A 26,904-nucleotide genomic window follows, 5' to 3' on the forward strand; every position below is an offset into this window, starting at 1 on the left:
ACCCATCAAGTATCTCGCGGTACTCCCCCGCGGCCCGCACTGCACGAGCGCGTGTGCATTTCAAGCTGCCCCCGGCCGGCCGCCCCCGCCGGCAACCGGCGGGACTTGCGACCCCCTTGGCGGCTTTCTAAGAATGGCGACCCGCTCGGCGCCACAGCGGCCGGGCCACGACGTTTCCGAGACCACCGGACGAGGTCACGCATGCAGCAGCACCGCAAGAACACGCAGCTCAAGAAGATAGCCATCGGCGCCGTCGCGCTCGGCGCGCTCGGCATCCCGACCGCCCTCGCGGGCCCCGCGGGCGCCGCCCCGGCCCCCGAGGCCACCGCCTCGGCCACCTCGACCGCCACCGCCCGCGTGGTCACCCTCGTGAACCGGGAGCGCGCCAAGGTCGGCTGCCGCGCGCTGAAGGTCAACACGAAGCTGACCAAGGCCGCCCAGAACCACAGCAAGGACCAGGCCGTCCACCACCGCATGTCCCACACCGGCTCCGACGGCTCCAACCCGGGCCAGCGGATCACCCGGGCCGGCTACCGCTGGCGCGCGTACGGCGAGAACGTCGCCTACGGCTACAGCACCCCCACCAAGGTCATGAACGCCTGGATGCACAGCCCGGGCCACAAGGCCAACATCCTGAACTGCTCCTTCAAGGAGATCGGCGTCGGCGTGTCCGGTTCGAACCACTACTGGACCCAGGACTTCGCCACCCGCATGTGATGCGCGGCCGATGGCCCGGGACCGCCCACGCGGCGGTCCCGGGCCATCGCACATACGATGGGCGGGAGCCGGCGCGGGGGCCCGTCGGGCCGGCCGCCCCGAGCAGGCAGGGCACACGCATGGCACAGGCCACCGACGCGGCGCGGACCGTCATCCTGACGGTGGACGACGACCCGGGAGTCTCCCGGGCGATCGCCCGTGACCTGCGGCGCCACTACGGCGACGGGTACCGGATCGTCCGGGCGGAGTCCGGCGAGTCCGCCCTGGAGGCGCTGCGCGAGCTGAAGCTGCGCGGGGACCTGGTGGCGGTGATCCTGGCCGACTACCGGATGCCGCAGATGAACGGCATCGAATTCCTCGAGCAGGCCCTGGGCGTCTACCCGGGGGCCCGTCGGGTGCTGCTGACCGCCTACGCGGACACCGACGCGGCCATCGACGCGATCAACGTGGTCGACCTGGACCACTACCTCCTCAAGCCCTGGGACCCGCCGGAGGAGAAGCTGTACCCGGTCCTGGACGACCTCCTCACGGCCTGGCGCTCCAGCGACTACCGGCCGGTACCGGCCACGAAGGTCGTCGGCCACCGCTGGTCGGCCCCCTCCTCCCGGGTGCGCGAGTTCCTGGCCCGCAACCAGGTGCCCTACCGCTGGTACTCCAGCGACGAGGCCGAGGGGCAGCGGCTGCTGGCCGCGGCCGGCGCGGACGGCCGCCGGCTGCCCCTGGTGGTCACCCCGGACGGGACCGCGCTGATCGAGCCGGAGACCCCCGAGCTGGCGGCCCGGGTGGGGCTGGCCACCACCCCGGCGTCGGAGTTCTACGACCTCGTGGTGATCGGCGGCGGCCCGGCCGGGCTGGGCGCGGCGGTGTACGGGGCCTCCGAGGGGCTGCGCACCGTCCTGGTCGAGCGGTCGGCGACCGGTGGCCAGGCCGGCCAGAGCTCCCGCATCGAGAACTACCTCGGCTTCCCGGACGGCGTCTCGGGGGCCCAGCTCACCGACCGGGCCCGTCGGCAGGCGGGCCGGTTCGGCGCCGAGATCCTGACCGCCCGCGAGGTCACCGGCCTGGAGGCGAGCGGCCCGGCCCGGGTGGTGCGGTTCTCCGACGGTTCGGCGGTCGCCGCGCACAGCGTGATCCTGGCGACCGGCGTCACCTACCGGCAGCTGCCCGCGCCGGGCTGTGCGGACCTGACCGGCCGGGGGGTGTACTACGGCTCCTCCCTCACCGAGGCGGCCTCCTGCGAGGGGCAGGACGTGTACGTGGTCGGCGGGGCGAACTCCGCGGGTCAGGCGGCGGTCTTCCTGGCCCGGGGGGCGAAGTCGGTGACGCTGCTGGTGCGCGGGGAGTCCCTGACGGCCTCGATGTCGTACTACCTGATCCAGCAGATCGAGGAGGCGCCGAACGTCACCGTGCGGCCCCGGACGGTGGTGGACGCGGCGCTGGGCGCGGACCACCTGAAGGGGCTGACCCTGCGGGACGCGGTGAGCGGCGCCCGCGAGGACGTCGAGGCGCAGTACCTCTTCGTCTTCATCGGCGCGGCCCCGCTGACCGACTGGCTGGACGGGACGGTGCTGCGCGACGAGCACGGCTTCATCCTGGCCGGGCCGGACCTCACCCCGGACGGCCGGCCGCCGGCCGGCTGGGAGCTGGACCGGCCGCCCTACCACCTGGAGACCAGCGTCCCGGGCGTCTTCGTGGCCGGTGACGCGCGCGCCCAGTCCGCCAAACGCGTGGCCTCGGCCGTGGGCGAGGGCGCGATGGCCGTGATGCTGGTCCACCGCTACCTGGAGCAGTCGTGAGGAGTCCGAGGTGAACGCCCAGGCGCTGCCCTGCGACCCGCAGGAGATCGGCTCGCTGTTCCTGTTCGAGAAGCTGTCCCCCGAGCAGCTGGGCCGGCTGTGCGCCGAGGGGCGGACCGAACGATTCGAGCCCGGTCCGGTCTACACCGAGGGCGAGCCGGCCACCTGCTTCTACGTGATGATCGAGGGCACCGTCGTGCTGTACCGGCGGGTGGGCGGCGACGACGTGGAGGTGAGCCGCACCTCGCAGCGCGGTGTCTACGCCGGGGCCATGCAGGCGTACCTGGGCGAGCGGGTGCCGCAGACGTACGTCAACTCGATGCGGGTCACCGAGCCGACCCGGTTCTTCGTGCTGCCCGCGCAGTCCTTCGCGGACATCATGCGGGACTGGTTCCCGATGGCCGCACACCTGCTGGAGGGGTTGTTCTTCGGTGCGAAGAACACCCAGCTGGCGATCGGACAGCGCGAACGGCTGCTGGCGCTGGGGTCGTTGTCGGCCGGGCTGACCCACGAGCTCAACAACCCGGCCGCGGCTGCGGTCCGGGCCACCGCGGCGCTGCGCGAGCGGGTCGGCAAGATGCGTCACAAGCTGGCACACATCGCGCAGGGCCCCTACTCCCGCGAGCAGTTGGCGGGGCTGATCGAGATCCAGGAGCGGACCGCCGAGCGGGTGGCCAAGGCGACGGCGCTGAGCCCGCTGGAGGCCTCGGACCGGGAGGACGAGCTGGCCGACTGGCTGGAGGACCACGGCTTCCCGGAGGGCTGGCGGGTCGCGCCCGTCTTCGTGCAGGCCGGGCTGGACACCGACTGGCTCGAGCAGGTGGCCGCGGCGGTGGCCGCGGACATCCTGCCGGGCGCGATCGGCTGGCTCAACTACACGGTGGAGACCGAGCTGTTGATGGACGAGATCGACGACTCGACCACCCGGATCTCGCACCTGGTGGACGCGGCCAAGCAGTACGCCCAGCTGGACCGGGCCCCGCACCGGGACGTGGACGTCCACGAACTGCTGGACAGCACGCTGCTGATGCTCTCGGGCAAGATCGGACCGCGGGTGCGGGTGGTCAAGGAGTACGACCGCTCCCTGCCGGCCGTTCCGGCCTACCCGGCCGAGCTGAACCAGGTGTGGACCAACCTGATCGACAACGCGGTGTCGGCCATCGGCGGCACCGGCGGCGAGGGCGTGCTGACGGTGCGCACCGCCCGGTCCGGCGACCGGCTGCTGGTGGAGTTCCAGGACACCGGTCCGGGCGTCCCCGAGGAGATCCGGGGCCGGATCTTCGATCCCTTCTTCACCACCAAGCCGGTCGGCGAGGGCACCGGCCTCGGGCTGGACATCTCCTGGCGGATCGTGGTCGACAAGCACCACGGGAGCCTTACGGTCGAGTCCGTCCCGGGCGACACCCGCTTCCAGGTGCTGCTGCCGCTGACCGCCCCCGCCGCGGGGGCGGAGGACGACACGGAGAGCGAGGGCACATGAGCGAGATCGAGGGCATCGACCCGGGAGCGCCGCCCAGCGGCCCGGGCTGCGCGGACTGCGACGCGGTCGGCGGCTGGTGGTTCCACCTGCGGCGGTGCGCGCAGTGCGGGCACGTGGGCTGCTGCGACTCCTCGCCGGCCCAGCACGCCACCGGGCACTTCAAGGAGACCGGGCACCCGCTGGCGCAGAGCTTCGAGCCGGCCGAGGAGTGGTTCTGGGACTTCGCCACCGAGACCCTGTACGAGAACGGTCCCGCGCTCGCCCCGCCGACCGGGCACCCGGCCGACCAGCCGGCGCCGGGACCGGCGGACCGGGTCCCGGTGGACTGGACGACCAGGCTGCACCGCTGACCCGGCTGGGGTGAGGGGCGGGCGGCCTCAGACCGCCGGCGGCGGGCCGTGGACCAGTTCCCGGGCCGCCTCCAGCTCCTCGCCCGCGGCCGCCGCGGCCAGGTCGAGGTAGCCGTACGCGTCGTTGCCGACCGGGATGCGCAGCGGGGTGGGGGCCTCGGACCCGACGATCTCCAGGACGCGGGCGGCGAAGTCCTCGGGGCGGCCGGTCTCGGGGTTCTCGGCGAGCCCGCGGGCGCCCTCCAGCATCTCGCGGTTGGTGACGTCGTACGCCGGGACGTGCCGGGCGGCCTCGGTCATGGCGGTGCCGTAGCGGGTGGCGAACATGCCCGGTTCCAGGACGGTGACCTTGATGCCGTGCGGTGCGGCCTCGGCGGCCAGAGCCTGGCTCATGCCCTCCAGGGCGTGTTTGCCCGCGATGTAGGCGGCCAGTCCCGGGAAGGCGATCCGGCCGGCCACCGAGGAGACGTTGACCACGTGCCCGTGGCCCTGGGCGCGCATCAGGGGCAGGACGAGGCGGGTGAGCCGCCAAGGTCCGACGACCAGGGTCTCCAGCTGGTCGCGCAGTTCGGCGTCGGAGACCTCCTCGACCGCGCCGAAGAGCCCGACCCCGGCGTTGTTGACGAGGACGTCGATGCCGCCGAGGCGGTCCAGGGCCGTACGGACGGCGGCCTCGCAGGAGTCGGCGTCCCGCAGTTCCAGCGGGACCGGTGTGATCCGGCCGGGCCAGGCGGCGGCCAGTTCCTCGAGGTCGGCGGTCTTGCGGGCGGTGACCGCCAGTTCGTCCCCGGCCCGGGCGGCGGCGGTGGCCAGCGCCTGCCCGAGGCCGGACGAACAACCCGTGACCAGCCAGCGTCTCCCCATGCGTTCCTCCGTGATGACCCGAGCGGGCGTGTGACCGAGGTGCACGGGCGGGCCCGATCCCGGGTGACCGTGCGCAGGCGATCGTGCGGGTGCTTTCCGGCCACGGCCATCCCCCATGCGGGGGCGCGCGGACGCACGGACGGGCGCACGGCCCGGCGCCCGGGACGCCGCTGGCGCGGTGTGCCAGCGGTCCGTCAGCGGGCGGTGAGCGGGAGACGTGCCGAACGGTGAGCGGGGGCGGGTGGAATGGAGCCCGGCCGGCGCCCTGCACTCACCGGCCGCCGCGATCCGCCCTGACTCATCGGGAGGCACCATGAACAACGACCTGAGCACCCTCGCGGACGAGATCCTGCAGCTGGAGGCCGAGACCTTCGAGATCTCCGACTACTCGGACGCCAGCGAGGTCGTGCTGGCCGGCTGCACCAGCACCAGCTCCACCTCGACCTCCAGCTCGACCTGCAGCACCACCTCCTGCTCCGCCTGATCCCGGGCCGGTGCTTCCGCGCCCGGCCGGTGCCGCTCCCCTCGCGGGGCGGCGCCGGCCGGGCGTTCCGCGTTCCCGGGCCGGGCGGGTGCCGCTCCGGTTCCGCTCCGGCCGGGCCGCCCGACGTGGCGTGAACACCTCGACAACCCTTGAGGAACGCCGGACCGCCGAGCACCCGGAGCACGCGGCTTGAAGTTCACTCGCGGCCTCTGAAACGTCCGCCACCTGGGATTTCACCGGTGCGAGGGCCGTTCCGGCATCGTCTCAGGAGTCACATCCGCCCCATGTGCTTCATGGTCGCCCCCCTTGACCCGGAATCTACGCCGGTAGACACTCACCACTGCCACGCGACCGAAGGTTTCCGGGCGGGCATGAGACGGTCAACAGACGGTCAACAGGGGGCACTCTGTGCGATTCCAGTTGCTCGGCCCGCTCAGCATCACCGACGGGCGGGACGTGGTGGTACTGCCACCGGCCAAGCCGACGTCGCTGCTGGCCGCGCTCCTGGTACGGCCCGGCGAGGTGGTGCCGACCGCACGGCTGCGGGAGGCCGTCTGGGGCGAGCACCAACCGGCCACGGCCAAGGCCGCGTTACAGAGCTGCGTGCTGCGGCTGCGCCGGCTGTTCGCCAAGTACGGCATCGAGGACCGGGCGGTGGTCGCGGTGGCCGGCGGCTACCTGCTCCCGGCCGACGCCGACTCCCTGGACCTGCTGCACTTCCGCCGGCTGACCACCGAGGCGGACGGCGCCGGGGAGGCCGAACTCCCCCTGTTGCGCACGGCACTCGGCCTGTGGCGGGGTCCCCTGCTCACCAACGTCCCCTCGGAGCTGGTGCACCGCGACGAGGTCCCCAGGCTGGTGGAGGAGCGGCTGCGGGCGCTGGAGCGGGTCTGCGAGATCCAGTTGGCCCGGGGCCGATGTCGGGAGGTCCTGGTGGACCTCTGGGAGGCCACCCGGGCCCATCCCCAACACGAAGGCCTGACCGCTCAGTTGATGCGGGCGCTGTACCGCGTCGGACGGCAGAACGAAGCCCTGGCGGAGTTCCGGCGGATCCGGGCGCACCTGCGCGACGAGCTCGGCGTCGACCCGGGCAGCGAGCTCCGGCGGCTGGAACTGGCCATCCTGCGCGGCGACGAACCGCGGGGGCCGGCCGTCGAGACCACCGCGGCCATGCTGACCCCCGCCGCGCCGGCCGCCGAGGACCCCGCCCAGGAGGCCCCCCGGCTGCCGCACGTCCCCGGCTTCACCGGCCGGACCCGTGAATCCGCCGTCCTGGTGGCCCACTTGAGCGATCCGCCCGGCCCCGGCGGGCCCCGGCTCGCGGTGGTCTCCGGCGGCCCCGGCATGGGGAAGACCGCGCTGGCCCTGCACACCGCGCACCTGGTGGCGGACCGGTACCCGGGCGGCTGCTTCCTGCTGCCGATGAGCAGACCCGACGGCACCCCCCGGCCCGCCGACGAGGCCGCCGCCGAACTGCGCTCGGTGCGCCCGGCCACCGCCGCCGGCCCCTGCCTGGTCGTCCTGGACGACGTGGTCCACCCTGACCAGGTCCGGGCCCTGCTCGAACCCGCCGGCCCCGGCGCGGTCGTGGTCACCAGCCGGATGGGGCTGGCCGCGCTGGTGGCCACCCACGGCCCGGCCGTCGTGCCGCTGGGCACCCTGGCCCCACCGGAGTCCGGGGCCCTGCTGACCGCGGTACTCGGCGAGGAGCGGGTGGCGGCCGAACCGGCCGCCGTGCACGCCCTGGCGGAGACCTGCGGACACGTCCCGCTGGCGCTGCGGATCGTCGGGGCGCGACTGCTGACCCGGCCCAAGACCCGGCTGGCGGACTACGCCGGCTGGCTGCGCCGGGACCTGCCCGCCCGGCTGGCGCTGCCGGACGATCCGCGGATGTCGGTGCCGCTGGCCCTGGACGGGGCGCTGCACCGGCTGCCCGGACCGCTGGCCGAGGCACACCTGCGGCTGGCCCGGCTGGGCGGCCCGCTGGCCGCGCCGGCCGCGGCCGGCGCCCTCGGCGTCCCCGAGACGGAGGCCGAGGAAGTCCTCGAACGGCTCCTGGACCACGGCCTCCTGGAGGAGGACCAGCCCGGGACCTTCCGGATGAACCCGCTGTTCCGGGCGCACGCGCTGCGCCGGTCCGGGCGGACCGGCGCCCTCCCGCAACCGGTCGCCGCCGCGGTCCGGCGCGCGCTCCCGTCCGGGGCCGCCTGACGGCGCCCGCGCGGTGCCCCGCGACCCGCAGCCCCGCCCTTCCCGTTCCGTGCGGCCGACCGGCCGCGACCCGGAGGTGTGATCCCCGCATGCCCACGACGCCGTACGAGGAGACCGCCGGCACCCGGCCCAGGGTGCGCCGCGACGTGCTCTACACCGAGACGCCCCAGGGCGTGGTCTTCCACAACGCCGACGGCGGCTTCCAGCTCAGCTCCCCGTCCGCCTACCGCTTCGCCACCCTGCTCGTGCCCCACCTGGACGGCAGCCGGACCGTGGCCGAGATCTGCGCGGGCTTCAAGGACGCGCAGAAGGCGATGGTCGGCGGCCTGGTCAAGGCGCTGTACGCGCGGGGCTTCGCCCGCCCGGTGCCGGACCCCGAGGAGGGGGCGGGCCCGGTCCTCGACCCCGCGGTCGCGGCCCGGTTCGCCGAGCAGATCGGCTACCTGGACCACTACGCGGACGGCGCGCCGGCCCGGTTCGCGGCCTTCCGGGGCACCCGGGTCGCCGTGCTCGGCGACGGCCCGGTGGCCCGCTGGTGCGCGCTGTCCCTGCTGCGCAACGGCTGCGCCGCCGTCGCGGTGGCACCCGGCCCGGCCGGCGGACCGGCCACCGGCGGGGAGTTCGGGGCGCTGCGGGCCGAGGCCGCGGAGCTGGCGGAGCAGGGTGCGCCGGCCGCCCTGACCCTGCTGCCGGCCGCCCGCGGCCCGCGGGGCTGGAGCGCGTACGAGGAGTACGACGTGGTGGTGGCGGCCGGAGGCCCGGCGGCGTTCCGGAGCACGGCCGAGCTGGTGCGCGGGGGCGTGCCGGCGGGCCGGCTGCTGCTGCCGGCCTGGACCTTCGGCGGGCGGGCGGTGGTCGGGCCGGTGGTGGCCCCGGACACCGCGGGCTGTCCGGCCTGCGCGGCACTGCGGCTGTCCGCCACCGGCGATGCGGCGGTGGCGGCGGGCTTCTGGAGCGCGCTGGCCCTGGGCGGTACCGCGCCCGGACCGCAGCCGCGCGGCCCGCTCGCCGCGATGCTCGGCAACCTGCTGGGCTACGAGGTGTTCCGGCTGGTCACCGGGGCGCTGCCGGCCGAGACCCGGGGCCAGGTCCTGCTCCAGGACATGGCCTCCTTCGACGTGCTGGCGGAGCGGCTGCTGCCGCACCCGCGGTGCCCCTACTGCCCGGCCGGCGAGGCCTCGACCGCGCCGGTGGACCTGACCGGCCTGCCCGCCCGGACGGCCTTCCGGCCGGTGGTGGCCGCCGCCCCGGACGACGCGGCGACCGAGGGCCCGCTGGCCGAGCTGGACCGCCGCGCCCTCGCCCTGCGCCCGTCCGTCGGGGTGTTCACCCGGTACGCGGACGAGCCGGTGGTGCAGACCCCGCTGAAGGTGGGCGCGGTGGAGCTGGGCCTGGGGGCGGCCGGGACGCGGACGGTGGCCGCCTTCGACGTGCAGCACACCGCGGGCGCCCGGCTGCGCGCGCTGGAGGCCGCCGCCCTCGTCTACGCCGAGCACGTGGTCCCCGCGGCGCCCGTGCCGGACGGGGCGGACCGGCCGGACCGGGTCCGGGCGGTGACGGCGCAGGAGCTGACCACGGCCACCGGGGCCGGGGCCGACCCGGTGACCGCCTGGCTGGCCGCCACCTCGCTGCTGACCAAGGAACCGGTACGGGTGCCGGCCGGCGCGGTGCGGCCGTTCGGCCCGGACAACCAGGACCGGCGGTTCGAACCCTCCCGGGCCGGGGCCGGCGCGGGCGGCGGCCTGCCGGAGGCCGCCGCCGCGGGCCTGCTCTCCGCGCTGGCCCACGACGCGCTGCGGCGCGCGGTGCGCGGCGCCGGGCAGACCGCCGTACTGGACCCGGCCGCACTGGCCGACGACCCGGAGGCCGGCTTCCTGCTGCGCTCCGCGGGCCACCTGGAGTTCGGGGTGGAACTCCTCGACCTCGGCGAGGCGGACCGCACCGGGGTGTCCGTGGTGCTGGCCCGGGCCACGGCGGCGGGCCCCACCGAGACCGCCCGCTGGGCGGTGGGGGCCGCCCTGGACCGGACGGCCGCGGCCGTGGACGCCCTGCGCGACCTGCTCGGCACCGTCCAACTCGCCGCGGAGGGCGTGCTGGGCGCCCCCGACACCGGGGACCCGCTGCTCGCCGACCTCGATCCGCTGCTGATACCCGTCACCGGCCCGGCGGGCACCCCGGCGGGCGGGGCGGGCGAGTCGACCTGGGCGCAGGTGCTGGAGCGGCTGGCCGCGGCCGGCCGGGACGCCTTCGTGGTGCCCACGCACGCCGCGGACCTGCCGGCGGCCGGGCTGTACACGGTCCGGGTGCTGCTCACCGGGGCGGCCGCCGATGGCCGTTGAGCCCGCCGGCACCGCCCCCGCCGGGGCGGCGGGCACCCGGGAGGCGGACTGCCGGAGCTTCGCCGCCGCGCTGCGCCGCGCGCTGGCGGAGCTGCCGGCCGCCCCGGGCATCCGGCTCCCCGCCCTCGCGGTGCGGGCCCTCGGGGTGCGGGACGCCTTCGCCGAGGAGACGTCCACCGGAGGGGAGAGCGGGTACGGCGGGCCGGAGGGCGCCGGCGCCCCGCTCCCGGTGCACCTGTACGGCCGCCAGGTGATGGTCGGCCCCTGGCCGGTGCCGGGCCGTCCCGGCTGCGGCTCCTGTCTGCGGCGCCGCTGGCAGGCGGTGCGCTCGGTGGGGCTGCGGGAAGGGCTCGAACTGCGCGGCGGCACGCGGGAGTCGGGCCCCTGGCCCTACCGGCTGCCGTTCGCCGCGCAGGCGGTCGCCGGCTTGATCGGGCGGCTCGCGGCCCAACCCCCGGACGGGGCGGGGACGTTCCCCGACGTGTGGCTGGTGGACCTCGAAGGGCTCACGGTCCGGCACCACCCGCTGGTGCCCGAGCCGGACTGCCCCCGGTGCGGCACCCCGCTGCCGGTGACCGCGGACTCCGCCGCCCTGGAGCTGCGGCCGGCGCCCGCCCACCGGCCCGGCTCCGGCCGGGTCCGGCACCTGGACGACTACCGGCTGCCGGTGGACGCCTTCGCCAATCCGCACTGGGGCGCCGTGGGGCCCTCGGTGGTCTGCGACGTCACCTCGCCGACCACCTCGGCCACCGTCGGCTGCTTCTCCAGCCGGTCCGGCGACTACCTGCGGGAGACCTTCTGGGGCGGGCACACCGACAACTACCGCGACAGCACCCGGATCGGCGTGCTGGAGGGCTTGGAGCGGTTCGCCGGGATGCGCGCCCGGGGCCGGGCCGTCACCCTCGTCGCCACCCTGGACGAGCTGGGTCCCACCGCCGTCGACCCGCGCGAGACCGGCCTGTACGACGCGGAGTTCCACCGGGCCAACCCGTGGGTGCCGCCGTTCGCCCCGGACCGCCCGGTGCCCTGGGTGTGGGGCTGGTCGCTGCGGGACGCCGCCCCGCGTGCGGTACCGGAGGTGCTGGCGTACTACCACAAGCCCGGCATCGAGCACCGGTTCGTCCAGGAGAGCTCCAACGGCTGCTCCTCCGGCGGGAGTCTGGAGGAGGCGGCACTCGGCGGGCTGATGGAGGTGCTGGAGCGGGACGCCTTCCTGCTCGCCTGGCACGGCCGGCAGCCATTGCCCGAGATCGACCTCGGCGACACCGCCCCGGACGTCCGGATCATGGTGGAGCGGATGGCCATGTACGGCTACCGGGCGCGGTTCTTCGACACCCGGATCACCTTCCCGGTCCCGGTGGTGACCGCGGTCGCCGAGCGGTTCGACGGCGGCCCGGCCCGGATGTGCTTCGGGGCCGGTGCGGCGCCCGAGCCGGCCGCCGCGCTGGCCGCGGCGCTCTGCGAGATCGCCACCGACTCGGTCCAGCTCCACCAGCGCTTCGCGCGCGACGAGGCCGGCTACCGCGCCATGGCCGCCGACTTCACGAAGATCACCAGCCTGCACGACCACCCCCTGGTGTACGCGGTGCCGGAGATGGCCCGGTACGCCGACTTCCTGCTCCGCCCGGCCGCGCCACCGGCGCCGGTCCGCCTCGCCGACCTGCACTGGGCCCGGGCCGACGACTCCGGTACGGACGTCCGGGCGGACCTGCTCGCCGCGGTGGCGGCGGTGACCGGCGCCGGCTTCGACGTGGTGGTGGTCGACCAGAGCGCCCCCGAGCAGCGCGCGCTGGGACTGCACACCGTGAAGGTGCTGGTACCGGGCCTGCTGCCGCTGGACTTCGGCTGGACGCGGCAGCGCGCCCCGCGGCTGCCCCGGATGCGCACCGCGCTGCGCGAGGCGGGCCTGCGGCCCGACGACCTGACCCCGGCCGGGCTCAACCCCGGCCCGCACCCGTTCCCGTGACCGGCCGCCGACCACCGCGGCGCGCACGCGCCGCGCACCGAGAGAGGGGAAACCGTGGGGTACGCCCATGAGTACGCCCGCGCCGTCCTGCACCGCGGCCGCGTCCCGATGGAGCCGGTGGACCACGTCGTGGACTGGGCCGACGGCCCGCGCCGGGGCAAGCACTACCCGCACGCCGAGGCGTTCGCCCTGCCCGGCACCGGGGACCTGGCGGACGTGCCGGTGGCCCCCGGCCTGTGGCCCGGCCTCGCCCCGGTGGCGCCGGGGGACGCGGCCCGCGGGTTCACCCTGCCGCTGCTGTCCGCGATGCTGCAGGACTCGTACGGGCTGACCGGGCGCCGGCTGGGCGTGCAGGCCAACACCGACCTGGCCGGCCTGCCGTACTACCCGCACGCGAACTGGTCACGCGGCACGGCGGGCGGCGGCGGGCTCTACCCGGTGAGCATCCACTGGGCCGCCGGGCCGAGCGGACCGCTGCTGCCCGGGCTGCACCACTACGACGTGCACCGGCACGCGCTGCACCGGCTGCTGGCCGGGGACGTCACGGACCGGGTGCGCCGGGCGCTGGGCGACCGGGCCCCGGACGGCGCCGCGGACACCGACCAATACCTGGTGCTGGGCGTGAAGTACTGGCAGAACTCCTTCAAGTACAACAGCTTCTCCTTCCACGTGGTCGCCACCGACCTGGGCACGCTGGTGCAGACCTGGCGGGTGTGGGCGGCGGCCCGGGGGCTGCGGCTGGCCCCGGCGCTGTGGTTCGACGAGCCGGGGCTGAACGAACTGCTGGGCGTGCCCGGGGAGCAGGAGGCCGTCTTCGCGGTGGTGCCGCTGCACTGGGACGCACCCCCGGCCGGGCCCGCCGCTGCCGGGCCGGCGCCCGCCGCCGGCCCCGGCCACCGGCCCGTGGTCCGGCACCGGGACGCCGAACGCTCCCGCACCCTGCTGGACTTCGCCGCCCTGCGGGAGATGCACGCCGCGACCCTGGCGGGGGCCGCCGACCGGCCGGCGCCCGGCGCCTTGGCCGCCGCGGCGGCCCGGCCGGACCCCGGCGGGGAATCCGACGGAGAGAGCGGCGGGATCCGGGTACAGCTGCCGCCGCCCGCGCCGCCCGCCACCGGCCTGCGCCGGACCCTGCGCGAGCGCCGCTCCAGCTTCGGCCGCTTCGACGCCCGGCGCCCGGTCACCCCGGCGCAGCTCTCGGCGGTCCTGGCGGCCTGCGCCGACACCCGGCTGGCCGGGGACGCCGATCCGGCCGGCGAGGTGCGGCTCGCCCGCCTCTACGCCTTCGTCAGCCACCTGGACGGCATCGAGCCCGGGGCCTACGCCTACGAGCCGGGCCGGGGCGGGCTGCGCCGGGTCGCGGACGGCCCCCAGGGGGCCTTCCTCCAGGCCAACTACTTCCTGGCCAACTACAACCTGGAGCAGGCCGGGGCGGTCCTGGTGCCCACCGTGCGGACCACCGCCGTGCTGGACGCGGTGGGCGAGCGCGGCTACCGGCTCGCGGTCGCCACCGCCGGCGCGGTCGCCCAGAGCTTCTACCTGGCGGCGGCCGCCCTGGGCCTGGGCGCCGGAGTGGCGCTCGGCTTCGACAACGTCTCCTACGCCGAACGGCTCGGCCTCGCCGACGGCGACGAGGCCCCGCTGCTCATCATGGCGCTCGGCCACGAACGGCCCGGGCCCGCCGACTTCCACCACGAGATCGTCTGACGGCCCCGGAGGAATGCCCATGACATCCACAGAGTCCGGCGCGCCGGGGGCCGCCGCGGCGCCGCCGGCCGGCTGGGAGCCCGGCCGGCGCTTCGTGCTCCGGGCGGCCGGGCTGCCCGTCGAGACGGTGCACGCCCTGCGCTGCGTCGGCACCGGCCGGTGGGCCGAGGTGGTGCTGGCCGAGGAACAGCGGCTGGCCACCACCGGGGCCCTGCTCAGCGACCTGCTGCACACCCTCGTCAAGTCCACCACCGGCCCCGCGGACGGCCCGGCCGCCGCCGCCCGCCGCCGCGCCCTGCTCGACCTGCGCCGGCGGATCTTCAACAACCGGCTGCCGGCCGACCCGGAGGCGGCCGTCCGCCTGGTGGCCGAGGCCGATCCGGAGACCGGCCGGCGCGCGGCGGCCTGGCTGCGCGACCGGGTCCGGCTCGCCGAGCTGACCGACTCCGGACCCGAACTGCTCGGGGCCGAACTCGGCGCCGCCCGCGCCGCCTTGCGGCGGACCCTGGCCGAGGAGCGGCTGCGCGCCGGACTGCTGCTCGCCTCCCCCACCCTGGACGGCCGGCTGGACGCCTACCTGCGGGACACCGCCGCCCGGCCCGCCAACCGGCTGCGCAAGGTGGAGCGTTCGGCGCTGGCGTACCTGTACCGCACGGCGTGCAAGACCAGCCCCTTCAGCACCTTCACCGGCATCGGCCTGGCCTCCTTCGAGGGCGGCCCGGCGGACGACGGGGCGGCGCTGGACCCCGGCGAGGAGTGGGTGAGCCACGTCCGGCTCAACGTCGTCCAGCTCACCCGGCTGACCCGGCTGATCACCGCCGACCCGGACCGCCGCCGGGACCTGCCCGTGGTGCTCTCGCCCGGCTGGGAGCGGGACGCCGACCGCATCCGGTACGTCCGGCACGAGACCACCCAGGGGGACGACGGCGCGGCCGTCACCTTCGACGCGGTCCGCGACCGGCTGTTCTTCCTGCGCAGCAGCGGGACGCTGGAGCGGCTGCTGGAGTGGCTGGGGGCCCGGCCGGAGGGCGTCCGGCTGCGGGAGCTGGTCGACTGGCTGGCGGCCGAGCACCGGGCCGGCCGCGAGGAGTGCGAGCGGTACGCCGCCGCCCTGCTGGACGTCGGCATGGTGCAGGTCCCGCTGCTCCGCACGGACGTGCACGACCCCGACCCGCTGGCCGCCTACCGCGCGGCGCTGGGCTCGCTCGGCGCGCCCTGGGCCGACCGGCTCGCCGCGCTGCTCGGCGGCCCGGCCGACTGCCTGGCCCGCTACCCGGCGGCGGACGTCCCCGGCCGGCGGGCGCTGCTCGGCACCCTGCGCAGTCAACTCAACGACATCCAGATTGAGTTGGGCGCCGACACTCCGACGCTGCCGGGCACCCTCCTGTACGAGGACGTCCGCACCGGCGACGGCCTGGTCTGCGGGCCGGGCGTCCTGGGCGGGCCGGCCGGCCGGGCGCTGCGGGCCGTCGAGGGGGTGCTGCCGCTCTTCGACCTGACGCTCCCCCAGCGCATCACCCTGCTGGGCTTCTTCCTCGCCCGGTACGGCCGGGGCGGCCGCTGCGAGGACCTGCTCGGCCTGGTCCACGACTTCCACGAGGACTTCTTCGACCAGTACGTGTCCTTCACCGCCAAGCGCGTCCCGTTCGGCGCGGACGGCCGCTACGTCCCCGAGGAGAACTGGCTCGGGCAGGAGGAGATGCGGGTCCTGGACCGGGCCCGCGGGCTCTTCCACGAGGGCGTCCGCGCGCTCTGGGAGGAGGACGGCGCGCAGGACGCCGAGGAGGTGGAGCTGCCGGCGGAGCTGCTGGACCGGACCGCCGCCGCACTCGCCCCGCTCGCCGCCGGGTTCGTCCCGCAGAGCCACCACCTCCAGCTCTCCCGGCCCCCCGGCGGCCGGCCGCTGGTGGTGCTCAACAAGTCCTACGGCGGCCTGGCCTTCCCGTTCAGCCGCTTCACCCACCTGTACGACGGGCCGGACCCGGCCGGGCCGGGACTGGCCGGGGAGCTGCGCGCCGAGCTGGCCGGCCGGGCCCCGGCCGGCGCGGTCCTCGCCGAGGTCACCGGCGGCCCGGTGAGCAGCAACCTGAACCTGCACGGGCGGCTGACCGGCCACCGGATCGTCTGCCCCGGCGAGACCGCGAGCGTGCCCGAGGAGGACCGGATCGGCCTGGAGGACCTGTACGTCGAGCACGACGAGGCGGCCGGCCGGCTGGTGCTGCGCTCCCGGCGGCTGGGCGCGGAGGTGGTCCCGGTCTACCTGGGCTACCTGGTGCCGCTGGCGCTGCCGGCCATCCCCCGGACCCTGCTGCTGCTCTCGCCCAGCACCATGGCGCCGTTCGACGTCTGGGCCGGGGTTCCGGAGGGGCCGGCCGGGGACGGGGTCAGCCACCGGCCCCGGGTGCGCCACGGGGACGTGGTGGTCGCCCGGCGCAGCTGGACCGCCGAGGCGGCGGTGCTGCCGGTGCCGGGGCCGGGACCGGACTCCGAGGCGGCGGACTTCCTCGCCTGGCAGCGCTGGCGGCGCGGCCACGGCCTGCCCGACCGCTGCTTCGCCCGCGTCCTGGGAGCCGGCCGGGGGCCGGCCGGCGCCAAACCGGTCTACGTCGACTTCGACAGCCCGCTGTCCCTGTCCGCGCTCGACGCGCTGGTGGAGCGGGCGCCCGGAGTCCGGGTGGCATTCGAGGAGATGCTGCCCGCCGAGGACGGGCTGCACGTCACCTCCCGGCGCGGCCGGCACGTGGCCGAGCTGGCCGTCGAGACCTTCACCACCGGGCCCCGCCCGTCCGCCCGTCCCGTCCCGCCGTCCGGCCCGGAGGTCGCGCCGTCATGCCCGAACTGACCGAACCCGCCGCCTTCCGCGGACCCGTGGACGGCGCGGCCCCGCCCTGGCTGGCGCTGCACGTCCACTACGCCGCCAACCCGCAGCCCCTGCTGGTCGACTGCGTGCGCCCGCTGGTCGGGGCGCTCACCGAGGACGGGCTGCTGTCCGGGTACTTCTTCATCAACTATTGGCTGGAGGGGCCCCACGTCCGGCTGCGGCTGCGGCCCAGCGGCCCGGCCGCCGAGGCGGAGGTGCGCCGCCGGGCCGAGGAGGCGGTCAGCGGCTTCCTCAAGGCCCGGCCGGCGCTGTACGAGGTCGACTCGGGCTTCCTGAAGGACTTCTACAACTCCCTCTTCGACATCGAGTTCCCCGGCGAGGACCGGGCCGCGTACATGGGCCCGGACGGCCGGATGCGGCTACGGCCCAACAACTCCTTCGCGTACCAGCCCTACGCGCCCGAGTACGCCAAGTACGGCGGCCCGGCCGGGGTGGAGCTCGCCGAATGGCACTTCCGGCACTCCAGCGACCTGGTCCTGGAGGCGTACCGGACCATGAACCTGCACCTGCGGACGGTGCTGCTGGGCACCTCCGCCCAGCTGATGATGGTGATGGCGAGCTGCTTCCTGCCCGAGGAGGACCGGCTGGCGGACTACCTCGACTCGTACTACGCCTTCTGGCACCGGCTGTTCCCCGGCACCGGCTTCATCGGCTCCACCGAGTACGAGAAGACCTACGAGCGGATGGCGCCCGGGCTGGGCGCCCGGTTCGCGCAGCTGCGGGCGGCGGTGGCGAGCCGCGAGCCGGGGCGGCTGCCGGTCTTCCTGCGCGGCTGGGCCGAGCACTGCCTGGAGCTGCGCGACCGGGTGGCCGACCTGACCGCCCGCGGTGACCTGGCCTTCCCCGCGTGGGACGGCCCGGCCCGCGAGGACACCGGCCAGCAGCGGGCCGAGGACCCCGACGCGGCCCCGCTGGTGACCGTCACGCACCTGCCGGCGGTACTGCCCCGGCTGCTCTCGCCGTACATGCACATGACCAACAACCGGCTGCACGTGACGATCCGGGACGAGGCGTACCTGGCCTTCGTGCTGGGCCGGGTGCTGCGCGAGCCGGGGGCCTCGTGAGCACCACCGACCGGGCCGCGGCGGCCCGCGCCTACCGGCCGGCCCTGCGCCCGGGCGTGCAGATCGGCCCGCCGGTGCTGCGCGGCCCGCGGACCGTCCACCTCATCCGGCACCCGGTCAGCGGCGCCACCTTCGAGGTCGGCCCCAAGGAGCACTTCGTCATCAGCCGGCTGGACGGCACCCGCAACCTCGACGCGGTGGTGGCGGAGTACGCGGAGCGCTACCGGCTGCGGCTCCCCGAGGAGCAGTGGACCCGGCTGCTGGGGCTGCTCGGCGCCCGCGGGCTGCTGGCCGGGGCGCCCGACCCGGCGCCCCCGGAGCCGGGCCCGGCCCGCACCGGCACCCTCTGGAAGGGCAGCCGCCGCACGGTCGCCGACGCCCACCGGACCGCCGGGCGGCTGCACCGGCCGCTCGCCCCGCTGCTGCGGCCCTCGGTCCAACTCCCGCTGGTCGCGGCCGTCCTGGTGATGGCGGTCGCGGTGCTCGCCGATCCGGCCGGCTGCCTGGACGGGACCCGGGAGCTGCTGGGCCGCCCGCTGCTGCTGGTGCCGTTCGCGGTCTTCCTGTGGTTCAGCGTCTGCCTGCACGAACTGGCCCACGGCATCGCCGCCCGGCACTACGGCGGCCACGTCACCGAGATCGGGCTGCGCTGGCGGTTCCCGGCCATGATGATGTACTGCACCGTCGACGACTACCTCTTCCTGCCCGGCCGCCGGGCCAAGCTGGTGGTGGCCGCCGCCGGGGCCCACGTCAACCTGCTGCTCCTGCTGCCGCTCGGGCTGTGGTGGGCCCTGCTCGACCCGGCGGACCCGGCCCGCCCGCCGCTCACCGGCGCGCTGTTCGTCGGCATCGTGCAGGCCCTGAGCAACCTGGTCCCGCTGCCGCCGCTGGACGGGTACCGCATCCTCAGCCACGCCCTGGGCAGCGCGCAGCTGGCCCCGGAGACCCGCGCCTACCTGGCCCTGCGGCGGGGCGGCCGGGCGGCCGTCGCCGGCTACCCGCCGCGGGCCCGCCGCATCCACACGGCCTACGCGGTCACGGCGGCGGCCATGGTGCTGCTCGCGGCGGCCGGCAGCTGCACGGCCCTCCTCCTGCTCCTCCGCTGACCTCCCGACGGCCAAGGACCACGCCACCATGAATGAGGTACCCCAATGAGCGCCCCCACCCCCGGCACCGGCCCCGGAGACCGGCCGGCCGTCGAGGCCGTCGACGTGACCAAGAGCTACGGCGCGAGCCGGGCCGTGGACGGGGTGTCCCTGGCCATCCGGCGCGGCGAGTTCTTCGGCCTGCTCGGCCCCAACGGCGCCGGCAAGTCCACCCTGGTGGAGATCATGGAAGGGCTGCGCCGGGCCGACTCGGGCACCGTGCGGGTCTTCGGCGAGTCGCCCTGGCCGCGCAACACCCGGCTGCTGCCCCGGCTGGGCGTGCAGACCCAGTCCTCGGCCTTCTTCGTCCGGCAGACCGTCCACGAACACCTGCGGACCGTCGCGGCGTTGTTCGGCGCCGACCGTGCGGCGGTGGACGCGACCCTGGAGACGGTGGGCCTGGCCGGGCGGGAGCGGGTCCGGGTCGACGACCTCTCCGGCGGCCAGCGCCAGCGCCTGGCGATCGCCTCGGCGCTGGTCCACGGCCCCGAGCTGATCTTCCTGGACGAGCCCACCGCCGCCCTCGACCCGGAGGGCCGGCGGGACCTGTGGCAGGTGCTGCGCGGCCTCAAGGCCGAGGGCCGGACCATCGTGTACACCACGCACCACCTGGACGAGGCGGAGGCGCTGTGCGACCGGGTGGGCATCCTGGTGGCCGGCAAACTGGTCGTCACCGACGAACCGCAGCACCTGATCCGCACCTTCGGCACCGGCAGCCGGCTGCTGGTGCCGCTGGGCCGGCTCGACGAGCAGCAGGCCCGGGAGCTGCCCGGGGTGGACGCGGTCGACGTGCAGGGCGGCCACCTCGTCCTGGAGACCCGCGCCACCGGCCGGGTGCTCGCCGCCGTCGACGCCCTGACCGGCCTGGACGGCGTACAGACCCGCACCGCCAGCCTCGAGGACGTGTACCTCGAACTCACCGCCCGGGGAGCCGCCCACCCGGCCCCGCACGCCACGGACAACCTGGAGCAGCAGGCATGAGCGCCTACGCCGCCCTGACCGCAGCGGGCTACCGCGCCCAGGTCCGGGACAAGACCACCGTCTTCTTCACCTTCGCCTTCCCGCTGATCTTCCTGGTGGTCTTCGGGCTGCTCTTCCGCGGCGAGGACGTCGAGGAGAGCGGCTACTCCTACCTCTCCTACACCGCTTCGGGGGTGCTCTCCTGGGGCGTGGCCAACGCCGCCGTCTTCGGCATCGGCTTCACCCTGATGCAGTGGCGGGCCGACGACATCCTGCGGATGATCCGGATGTCCCCCACCCCGCTGTCGAGCGTGATCGCCTCCCGGTACGTGCTGGCCCTGGGCGTGGGGCTGGTCCAGTCGGTGCTCTTCGTCGGGGTGGCGATGCTGCCGGGCTTCGGGCTGGTGCCCGCCTCCCGCTGGCCGCTGCTGCTGCCGGTGCTGGTCCTGGGCATGACGACCTTCCTGCTGCTCGGAGTGATCATCGGCTCCGTCGCCGATACCGCGGAGTCGGTGGCCGGCATCGCCAACTTCCTGATGCTGCCGATGGCCTTCCTGTCCGGGTCCTTCTTCCCGCTGGACTCGATGCCGGACTGGCTCCAGAAGGTGTCGCTGCTGCTGCCGCTGCGCTACCTCAACGACGCCGTGTCGGCGGCCCTGACCGGCCGCGGCGACCTCGGCGACCTCGGCTGGGGCTGTGTGGGCCTGGTCGCCTTCGCGGTGGTCTTCGGGGCGCTCGCGGCCCGCTTCTTCCGCTGGACGAAGAGCTCATGACGGCGCCCGCCCGCCTGGCGGAGCCGATGGCGCAGGCCCGGGACGCCCTCCAGTCCTTCCTGGACGAGCAGTTCGGCACCGGCGGCCCGCAGGTGGTGCCGGTCGGCGGCCGCGGGGCCGCGGACGTCGCCGGTGACCCCTGGCGTGCCCGGCGGCCCGGCGCGCGGGTGCACCTGACCGCCTCGGCGGTGCTCCTCGGCCCGTGGGGCGGCGACGGCAGCGCCCCGGCCTGCGGGCGCTGCCTGGCCCTGCGCTGGCAGCGGCTGCGCAGCCGCAGCGAGCGCAACGCCCTGGAGACGGCCGGCCCCGACGGGCCGCGCCCGGCCGGGAGTTGGCCGCTGCTGACGGCACACGCCCGGGACGCGGTGGCCGCGCTGTGCACGGCGGTGCTGACCGGCCCCGGGCCGGCGGGCCCGGCGGGGCCGGCCGCCGACCGGGCGCTGCCGCAGGTGACCCGGCTGGACCTGGGCAGCCTGCTGGTGCGCACGTACCCGCTGCTGGCCGATCCGCTCTGCCCGGACTGCGGTCCGGCCACCCGGCCGCTCACCGCGCGGGAGGTCCCCTCGCTCGCACCGCTCCCGCGGCCCAAGCCGGACCCGGACGGCTACCGGATCCGCAAGGCCTCCGCCCACCCGCTGCCGGAGGGCGCGCTGGCCAATCCGGTCTGCGGGGCGCTGGGGGCAGGCACCTGGACCGACGTGACCTCCTCCACCACCGCCCCGGTGGCCGGCAGCGCCTTCGTCCGCGGGTACGCGGGACTGCACGACGTGACCTGGAGCGGCCAGGAGAACTCCTTCGCGACCAGCCGCCGGCTCGCTTTCCTGGAAGGGCTGGAACGCTACGCGGGCACCCACCGGCGCGGCGGCCGGGCCCCGGTCGTCGGCTCGTACGACGAGCTGCGGGCGGACGCGGTCGACCCGGCGGTGTGCGGGCTGTACGCCCCCGAGACCTACCGGGACGACCCGCTGGTGCGGCCCTTCGACCCCGGCCGGGCCATCCCCTGGGAGTGGGGCTGGTCGCTGCGCGACGACCGCCCGGTCCTGGTGCCCTCCCGGCTGGTCTACTACAGCATCCCGACGGCTGACGACGACTTCGTCTTCGAGTGCTCCAACGGCTGCGCCATCGGCGGCGCTCCGGAGGAGGCCGTGCTCGGCGGGCTGCTGGAGCTGATCGAGCGGGACTCCTTCCTGATCGGCTGGTACGGGGCGGCCGACCTGCCCCGCGTCGACCTGGCGACCACCGGCAGCCGCACGGTCGCCGCCATGGTCGAACGCGCCGCCCTCCAGGGCTACGACGTGCACGCCTTCGACAACCGGATCGACCTGGCGGTGCCCGCGGTCACGGTGGTCGGGGTGCGCCGGGACGGCGGGCCGGGCACCCTGTCCTTCGCCGCCGCGGCCTCCCTGGACCCGCTCGCCGCGGTCGAGGGGGCGCTGTCGGAGGTGCTCAGCTACATCCCGCACCTGGCCCGGCAGACCGCCGAGCGGCGGGCCGAACTGGACGCCATGGCCGAGTACTTCGCCCTGGTGCGGCACCTGAAGGACCACCCCCAGCTGTACGGGCTGCCGGCGATGGCCCGGTACGCCCGCTCGTACCTGGAGGCCGGCCCGGCCCGGCCGTACGACGAGGTGTACGCGCACTGGCAGGCGCACGGCCGGCCCCAGACCGGCGACCTGCGGGACGACGTGATGGCCGTGGTGGACGCCCTGGCCGGGGCCGGCCACGACGTGATCGCGGTCGACCAGACCCCGCCCGAGCAGGCCCGGATGGGACTGAGCACGGTCGCCACCGTGGTGCCGGGGCTGCTGCCGATCGATTTCGGCTGGAACCGGCAGCGGGCCCTGCGGATGCCCCGGCTGCGGACGGCGCTGCGCCGGGGCGGCCACCGCGAGCGCGACCTCACCGAGGCGGAGCTGCGCCGGGCCCCGCACCCCTTCCCCTGACCGCCCCGCCGGGCCCCCGCCGCACCGCGGGCGGGGGCCGGGCCGAGCCCCGGAGCGCACCGATGCCCCCTGCCACGCCGCCCCCCTCGCCCGCCGCACCGGCCGAGGGACTGCTGGCCCGCGCCCAGGAGGTGCTGCGGCCGGCCCTCGGCCTCTACCTGGACCTGCACGCGCACCCGGAGCCCTCGGGCGCCGAGGCCCGCACCGCGGACCGCTTCGCGGCCCGGCTCGTGGCGGCCGGCTGCACGGTCACCCGGGGCCTGGGCGGACACGGCGTCGTGGGCGTGCTGCACAACGGCGCGGGCCCGCGCGTCTGGCTGCGGGCCGAACTCGACGCCCTGCCGGTCCGGGAGGAGACCGGGCTGCCCTACGCCAGCGCCTCCGCCCTGATGCACGCCTGCGGTCACGACCTGCACCTGGCCGCGGCGGCCGGCGCGGCCGACCTGCTCGGCCGGCTCGCCGACCGGTGGCGGGGCACGCTGGTGGTGGTCGGCCAGCCCGCCGAGGAGACCCTGACCGGGGCGGCCGCGATGCTCGGCGAGGGCCTGTACGAGCGCTTCGGGCGGCCGGCCGCGGTGCTCGCCCAGCACGCCGCGCCGCTGCCGGCCGGGACCGTCGCGCACGCCCCCGTGGGCGTGCCGATGACGGCGGCCGGGGCGGTCCTGGAGGTGGTCGTGCACGGCCGCGGCGGCCACGCCGCCACCCCGCACCTGGCGGTGGACCCGGTGCTCACCGCCGCCGCCGTGGTGACCCGGCTGCAGGCGGTGGTGGCCCGGGAGAGCGCCCCCGCCGAGCAGGTGACGCTGACCGTGGGCACGCTGCGCGCCGGGACGGCCGCCAACGTGATCCCGGACCACGCCGAACTGGGCATCGGGATCCGGGCCTTCGACGAACCGGCGCTGGAGCGGGCGCTGGCCGCGGTGCACCGGATCGTCCGGGCCGAGTGCGCCGCCTCGGACGCACCCCGCGCACCGGACCTCACCGTCACCTCCCGGGCCGCACCGCTGTGGTGCGACCCGGCCGCCACCGCCGCCGTACGCCGGGCGCACCGGCACCTCCTGGGCGCCGCGCGGGTCCTGGACTGGCCCGGCTCGCCGGCCACCGAGGACTTCCCCCTCTTCGGCGACGCCGGCGCAGCCGGGCACGGACACCCGGGCGTCCCCCTCGTCTACTGGATGCTGGGCACGGCTCCCCCACCCGCCCCCGGCACGGACACCCCGCCACCCCCCAACCACTCCCCCCGCTTCGCCCCCGACATCCGCCGCTCCCTCCGCCCCGCCATAGCCACCCTCACGACCGCGGCCCTGAACCGCTTCACGACCCCGCCGGACCGGTGACACCCCAACCAACCCCGCAGCCCCCTCCGTTCACCCTACGAGCCGGACGCCCCCGTGACAGACTGGCCGCGCCCAGGGGCGAGGGGGTCGGGTGGAAACTGCACGGGAATCCGCGCTGCGACTGATCGAGGAGTGCCGTCGCAACGAGAGCGAGGCCCTGGACATCGGGCGGCTGGGACTCGAAGAGGTTCCCGAGGAGATCGGGGCACTCACCGAGCTGACACGGCTGTACCTCAACGACAACCGGCTGACCCGGCTGCCCGCTTCCATCGGGCGGCTGACCCGGCTCACGACCCTCCGCGCAGAGGGCAATGCGCTGACGGAACTCCCGGAGGAAATGGCAGCGTTGACCCGCTTGCGGTTCCTCAACCTGAGCAGCAACGCACTGGTCGACCTACCCGCCTCACTCAGCGGGCTCAAGCGCCTCACCGAACTGGACGTCTCCGACAACCCCCTGATCTCCCCGCCGCCCGAGATCGTGGCCGGCGGCCGGTCCGCCATCCTCGCCTTCCTCGCCGAGCAGGGCCGCGGCTCCGAGCTCCAGTGGACGTCCAAGGTGCTGCTGGTCGGCCAGGGCAGGGCCGGCAAGACCTCGCTGCTCAAGGCGTTGCGCGGGGAGCCCTTCGACCGCAACGAGGACAGCACCCACGGCCTCGAAGTGTCCCGATTACGGCTTCCGCACCCCCGCCTGCCTGCCCCCGGCCGGGGCATCACGATGGACCTGGCCACCTGGGACTTCGGCGGCCAGGAGATCTACCACGCCACCCACCAGTTCTTCCTGACGGACCGTTCCCTCTTCCTGCTCCTGTGGGACGCCCAGGTCGGCTGGCAGGAGAGCAAGCTCTACTACTGGCTCGACCTGATCAAGGCCCGTGCCCCGCAGGCCCCGGTGATCCTGGTCGCCACCCATCTGGACCCGCGCCCGGCGGACCTGCCCCTGTCCGACATTCAGGCCGACTACCCCGGCGTCATCGTGGCGAGCATGTCGGCCGACTCCGCCACCGGCCAGGGCGTGGCGGCGGTGCGCGAGCGGATCGCCGTCGAGGCCGCGCGGCTGCCGTTGATGGGCGTACGCTGGCCGCGCACCTGGCTGGAGGCCGCGAACGCGGTGCGCGCCCGCCCGGAGCGGTACGTGACACCGGCGCAGATGTACGAGTTCATGGCCGCGAAGGACGTGACCGACCCCGTCCACCAGCACGAGCTGGCCCTGGCCCTGCACAGCCTCGGGGACGTCTTGGTCTACTCGGACGACGAAGAACTCAAGGACCTTGTGGTCCTGCATCCGCAGTGGCTGACCTCGTACATCAGCCGCGTCCTCGATGCTCGTCAAGTACGCGAGAACGACGGGGTGTTCACCTCCGAGCATCGGCGCGAGCTGTGGGCCGACCTGGACGTGGCACTCCACCAGCACTTCGTCAGCATGATGGAGCGCTTCGACCTCTCGTACCGGACCACCAGCCGGCACAGCAGCCTGGTGGTGGAACTGCTCCCGTGGGAACCGCCCGCCTACGGCCCGGTGTGGGCGGAGGCACAGCGGCGGCACCGGCGCGTCATCCGGCTCAAGTACCGGCTGCACACCATCCCGCCCGGCATCCCCACCTGGTTCATCGCCCGCGAGCACCGCTTCACCACCGGCCTGCACTGGCGTTCCGGGGCTCTGTTGCGCGACCACGACGGCACGCACATGGGGCTGGTCACGGTGGACCGGCATGCCAAGACCGCCGAGATCGCAGCCTGCGGCCCCTACCCGCACGACTTCTTCGCCGTGCTCAAGAGCGGCTTCGAGCAGACCCTGCGCCGGTACCCGGGCCTGGACGTGGTGCGGCTGGTGCCCTGCCCGGGGACACCCGGCGGGGAGAGCTGCCCTCACGAGTTCCGGTACGACCAACTGGTGCGCAGGCTCGCGCTGAGTCCGCCCCGCGAGACGGTCGAATGCCCGGTGCACCTGGCGGATCTGGACGTCCGGGCGCTGCTCCTGGGCATCGGTGCGTCCGCCCCGGACCGGGTGACCGAGCTGGCCTTCTCCCTCCAGCGTCGGGTGTCGGAACTGACGAGCTCCCTGGAGGGGCGGCTGACCGGGATCGAGACCCGCGGCGACGACATCCTCGATGAGCTGCGCGAGGCCCGGATCCAGCAGGCCGCGATCGCCGCGGACCAGCAGCGCGGCTTCCTGGCGTCGCTGCGGCAGCGGAACTCCCAGCAGTCGGCGATCTGTCCGGGCATCGTCTCGGTCCAGAAGGTCCCCCGGCGGCGGATGCTGGGCCTGATGCCCGGGCACGTGCTCCGGCTCCGGCTGTACTGCGAGGCGCCGGGAGCCTGGCACCGGATGCCCGGGGATCCGTACGAGGTGCGGGCGACGCCCGACGCCGAGCTGATGCTGCTCTCCCACGCACAGCGGGTCCTGAAGGTGCTGCGGTACGCCGTGCCCCTGGTCGGTCCGGTGCTCGGCGTGGCCGCCGCCGACCTCGGCGAGATGCTCAAGGACGACATCGAGCTCACCAAGGCGGTGCTGGAGCGGCTCCCGCAGGAGCCGGCCCCGGCGCCGGCGGGACCGGACCGTGCAGACCTCCGGGTGACGACGCAGCTGCACGGCGACCGGCACGCCGACTACCGGGCGCTGTACACGTTGCTCAAGGACCTCGACCCGGCCGAACGCTGGGCCGGGCTGGACAAGGTCACGACCCCGGAGGGTGACACGTACTGGCTGTGCAAGGACCATTCGCTCCCCTACCGGAGGGGTTCAGGCGTCCCGGTGCCGGACGCCTTCCTGCTGCCGGGCCAGCAGCTGCCCGGCCGACCGGCACAGCAGGGCCCCGGCCGGTCAGGCACCGCGTGAGCGGTGGGGCTGGCGGTCGGGGCGGTGATTGTGCTGTTCCGGGCGTCCCGG

18 protein-coding genes are annotated in these 26,904 nt (G+C 75.6%); 17 read left to right on the plus strand and 1 reads right to left on the minus strand.

Translation table 11 applies throughout. The annotated features are described in order from the left end of the window. Window positions 1-201 precede the first annotated feature (201 nt). The 4 genes from AB0O40_RS15595 (at window position 202) to AB0O40_RS15610 (ending at window position 4,343) form a co-directional block, all read left to right on the plus strand. Window positions 202-717 (plus strand): CAP domain-containing protein, encoded by a 516-nt coding sequence (locus AB0O40_RS15595; protein WP_365040710.1) that lies wholly within the window; start codon window positions 202-204, stop codon window positions 715-717. 119 nt (window positions 718-836) lie between these two features. Continuing rightward, the gene (locus AB0O40_RS15600) at window positions 837-2,513 is read left to right on the plus strand and encodes an FAD-dependent oxidoreductase (protein WP_365040711.1); all 1,677 of its coding nucleotides are present in this window, start codon (window positions 837-839) and stop codon (window positions 2,511-2,513) included. A 10-nt stretch (window positions 2,514-2,523) separates the two neighbouring features. Continuing rightward, on the plus strand, window positions 2,524-3,993 hold the full coding sequence (locus AB0O40_RS15605) for an ATP-binding protein (protein WP_365040713.1): 1,470 nt from the start codon (window positions 2,524-2,526) through the stop codon (window positions 3,991-3,993). Beyond that, a complete protein-coding gene (locus tag AB0O40_RS15610; protein ID WP_365040716.1) occupies window positions 3,990-4,343 on the plus strand; it encodes a UBP-type zinc finger domain-containing protein in 354 nt (117 codons plus the stop codon). Before AB0O40_RS15605 ends, AB0O40_RS15610 begins: the two co-directional genes overlap by 4 nt. A gap of 27 nt (window positions 4,344-4,370) precedes the next feature. On the opposite strand, the gene AB0O40_RS15615 is transcribed toward AB0O40_RS15610, so the two are convergent. Beyond that, window positions 4,371-5,207 carry an SDR family oxidoreductase gene (locus tag AB0O40_RS15615; protein ID WP_365040719.1) on the minus strand — a complete coding sequence of 279 codons (837 nt, stop codon included), beginning with the start codon at window positions 5,205-5,207 and terminating at the stop codon, window positions 4,371-4,373. A gap of 313 nt (window positions 5,208-5,520) precedes the next feature. On the opposite strand from AB0O40_RS15615, the gene AB0O40_RS15620 reads away from it, so the two are divergent. The 13 genes from AB0O40_RS15620 to AB0O40_RS15680 all read left to right on the plus strand — a co-directional run bounded on the left by AB0O40_RS15620 (window position 5,521) and on the right by AB0O40_RS15680 (window position 26,853). Continuing rightward, on the plus strand, window positions 5,521-5,691 hold the full coding sequence (locus tag AB0O40_RS15620) for a thiazolylpeptide-type bacteriocin (protein ID WP_365040722.1): 171 nt from the start codon (window positions 5,521-5,523) through the stop codon (window positions 5,689-5,691). Between the two features lie 408 nt (window positions 5,692-6,099). Next, entirely contained in the window at window positions 6,100-7,902 is a 1,803-nt protein-coding gene (locus tag AB0O40_RS15625; protein ID WP_365040725.1) for a BTAD domain-containing putative transcriptional regulator, read from the plus strand. Window positions 7,903-7,991: 89 nt separating this feature from the next. Next, complete coding sequence (locus tag AB0O40_RS15630) at window positions 7,992-10,241, plus strand: TOMM precursor leader peptide-binding protein (protein WP_365040728.1); 2,250 nt, start codon at window positions 7,992-7,994, stop codon at window positions 10,239-10,241. Beyond that, a complete protein-coding gene (locus tag AB0O40_RS15635) occupies window positions 10,231-12,207 on the plus strand; it encodes a TOMM precursor leader peptide-binding protein (RefSeq protein ID WP_365040730.1) in 1,977 nt (658 codons plus the stop codon). Before AB0O40_RS15630 ends, AB0O40_RS15635 begins: the two co-directional genes overlap by 11 nt. A gap of 54 nt (window positions 12,208-12,261) precedes the next feature. Then, entirely contained in the window at window positions 12,262-13,914 is a 1,653-nt protein-coding gene (locus AB0O40_RS15640; protein WP_365040733.1) for a nitroreductase family protein, read from the plus strand. 19 nt (window positions 13,915-13,933) lie between these two features. Then, window positions 13,934-16,756: a lantibiotic dehydratase gene (locus AB0O40_RS15645; protein ID WP_365040736.1), complete on the plus strand. Its 2,823-nt coding sequence runs from the start codon at window positions 13,934-13,936 to the stop codon at window positions 16,754-16,756. Continuing rightward, the gene (locus tag AB0O40_RS15650; protein ID WP_365040739.1) at window positions 16,744-17,859 is read left to right on the plus strand and encodes a lantibiotic dehydratase C-terminal domain-containing protein; all 1,116 of its coding nucleotides are present in this window, start codon (window positions 16,744-16,746) and stop codon (window positions 17,857-17,859) included. The genes AB0O40_RS15645 and AB0O40_RS15650 overlap by 13 nt, the downstream gene beginning before the upstream one ends. After that, complete coding sequence (locus tag AB0O40_RS15655; protein WP_365040742.1) at window positions 17,856-18,965, plus strand: M50 family metallopeptidase; 1,110 nt, start codon at window positions 17,856-17,858, stop codon at window positions 18,963-18,965. Before AB0O40_RS15650 ends, AB0O40_RS15655 begins: the two co-directional genes overlap by 4 nt. A 45-nt stretch (window positions 18,966-19,010) precedes the next feature. After that, window positions 19,011-19,985, plus strand: coding sequence for an ABC transporter ATP-binding protein (locus AB0O40_RS15660; RefSeq protein WP_365040745.1), 975 nt, complete (start codon window positions 19,011-19,013; stop codon window positions 19,983-19,985). After that, on the plus strand, window positions 19,982-20,737 hold the full coding sequence (locus AB0O40_RS15665) for an ABC transporter permease (RefSeq protein ID WP_365040748.1): 756 nt from the start codon (window positions 19,982-19,984) through the stop codon (window positions 20,735-20,737). The genes AB0O40_RS15660 and AB0O40_RS15665 overlap by 4 nt, the downstream gene beginning before the upstream one ends. 26 nt (window positions 20,738-20,763) lie before the next feature. Next, window positions 20,764-22,680: a TOMM precursor leader peptide-binding protein gene (locus tag AB0O40_RS15670; protein WP_365040787.1), complete on the plus strand. Its 1,917-nt coding sequence runs from the start codon at window positions 20,764-20,766 to the stop codon at window positions 22,678-22,680. A 62-nt stretch (window positions 22,681-22,742) separates the two neighbouring features. Beyond that, window positions 22,743-24,017 carry an amidohydrolase gene (locus AB0O40_RS15675; protein WP_365040751.1) on the plus strand — a complete coding sequence of 425 codons (1,275 nt, stop codon included), beginning with the start codon at window positions 22,743-22,745 and terminating at the stop codon, window positions 24,015-24,017. Window positions 24,018-24,108: 91 nt separating this feature from the next. Beyond that, complete coding sequence (locus tag AB0O40_RS15680) at window positions 24,109-26,853, plus strand: COR domain-containing protein (RefSeq protein WP_365040754.1); 2,745 nt, start codon at window positions 24,109-24,111, stop codon at window positions 26,851-26,853. The last annotated feature ends 51 nt before the right edge of the window (window positions 26,854-26,904 follow it).

Source organism: Streptomyces sp. NPDC089919, assembly GCF_040684615.1.
GTDB lineage: Bacteria > Actinomycetota > Actinomycetes > Streptomycetales > Streptomycetaceae > Streptomyces.

Coding starts and splice junctions, on each gene's coding strand:
- AB0O40_RS15595 (WP_365040710.1), top strand. CDS start 202: ATGCAGCAGCACCGCAAGAACACGCAGCTCAAGAAGATAGCCATCGGC.
- AB0O40_RS15600 (WP_365040711.1), top strand. CDS start 837: ATGGCACAGGCCACCGACGCGGCGCGGACCGTCATCCTGACGGTGGAC.
- AB0O40_RS15610 (WP_365040716.1), top strand. CDS start 3,990: ATGAGCGAGATCGAGGGCATCGACCCGGGAGCGCCGCCCAGCGGCCCG.
- AB0O40_RS15615 (WP_365040719.1), bottom strand. CDS start 5,207: ATGGGGAGACGCTGGCTGGTCACGGGTTGTTCGTCCGGCCTCGGGCAG.
- AB0O40_RS15620 (WP_365040722.1), top strand. CDS start 5,521: ATGAACAACGACCTGAGCACCCTCGCGGACGAGATCCTGCAGCTGGAG.
- AB0O40_RS15630 (WP_365040728.1), top strand. CDS start 7,992: ATGCCCACGACGCCGTACGAGGAGACCGCCGGCACCCGGCCCAGGGTG.
- AB0O40_RS15635 (WP_365040730.1), top strand. CDS start 10,231: ATGGCCGTTGAGCCCGCCGGCACCGCCCCCGCCGGGGCGGCGGGCACC.
- AB0O40_RS15645 (WP_365040736.1), top strand. CDS start 13,934: ATGACATCCACAGAGTCCGGCGCGCCGGGGGCCGCCGCGGCGCCGCCG.
- AB0O40_RS15650 (WP_365040739.1), top strand. CDS start 16,744: ATGCCCGAACTGACCGAACCCGCCGCCTTCCGCGGACCCGTGGACGGC.
- AB0O40_RS15660 (WP_365040745.1), top strand. CDS start 19,011: ATGAGCGCCCCCACCCCCGGCACCGGCCCCGGAGACCGGCCGGCCGTC.
- AB0O40_RS15665 (WP_365040748.1), top strand. CDS start 19,982: ATGAGCGCCTACGCCGCCCTGACCGCAGCGGGCTACCGCGCCCAGGTC.
- AB0O40_RS15670 (WP_365040787.1), top strand. CDS start 20,764: ATGGCGCAGGCCCGGGACGCCCTCCAGTCCTTCCTGGACGAGCAGTTC.
- AB0O40_RS15675 (WP_365040751.1), top strand. CDS start 22,743: ATGCCCCCTGCCACGCCGCCCCCCTCGCCCGCCGCACCGGCCGAGGGA.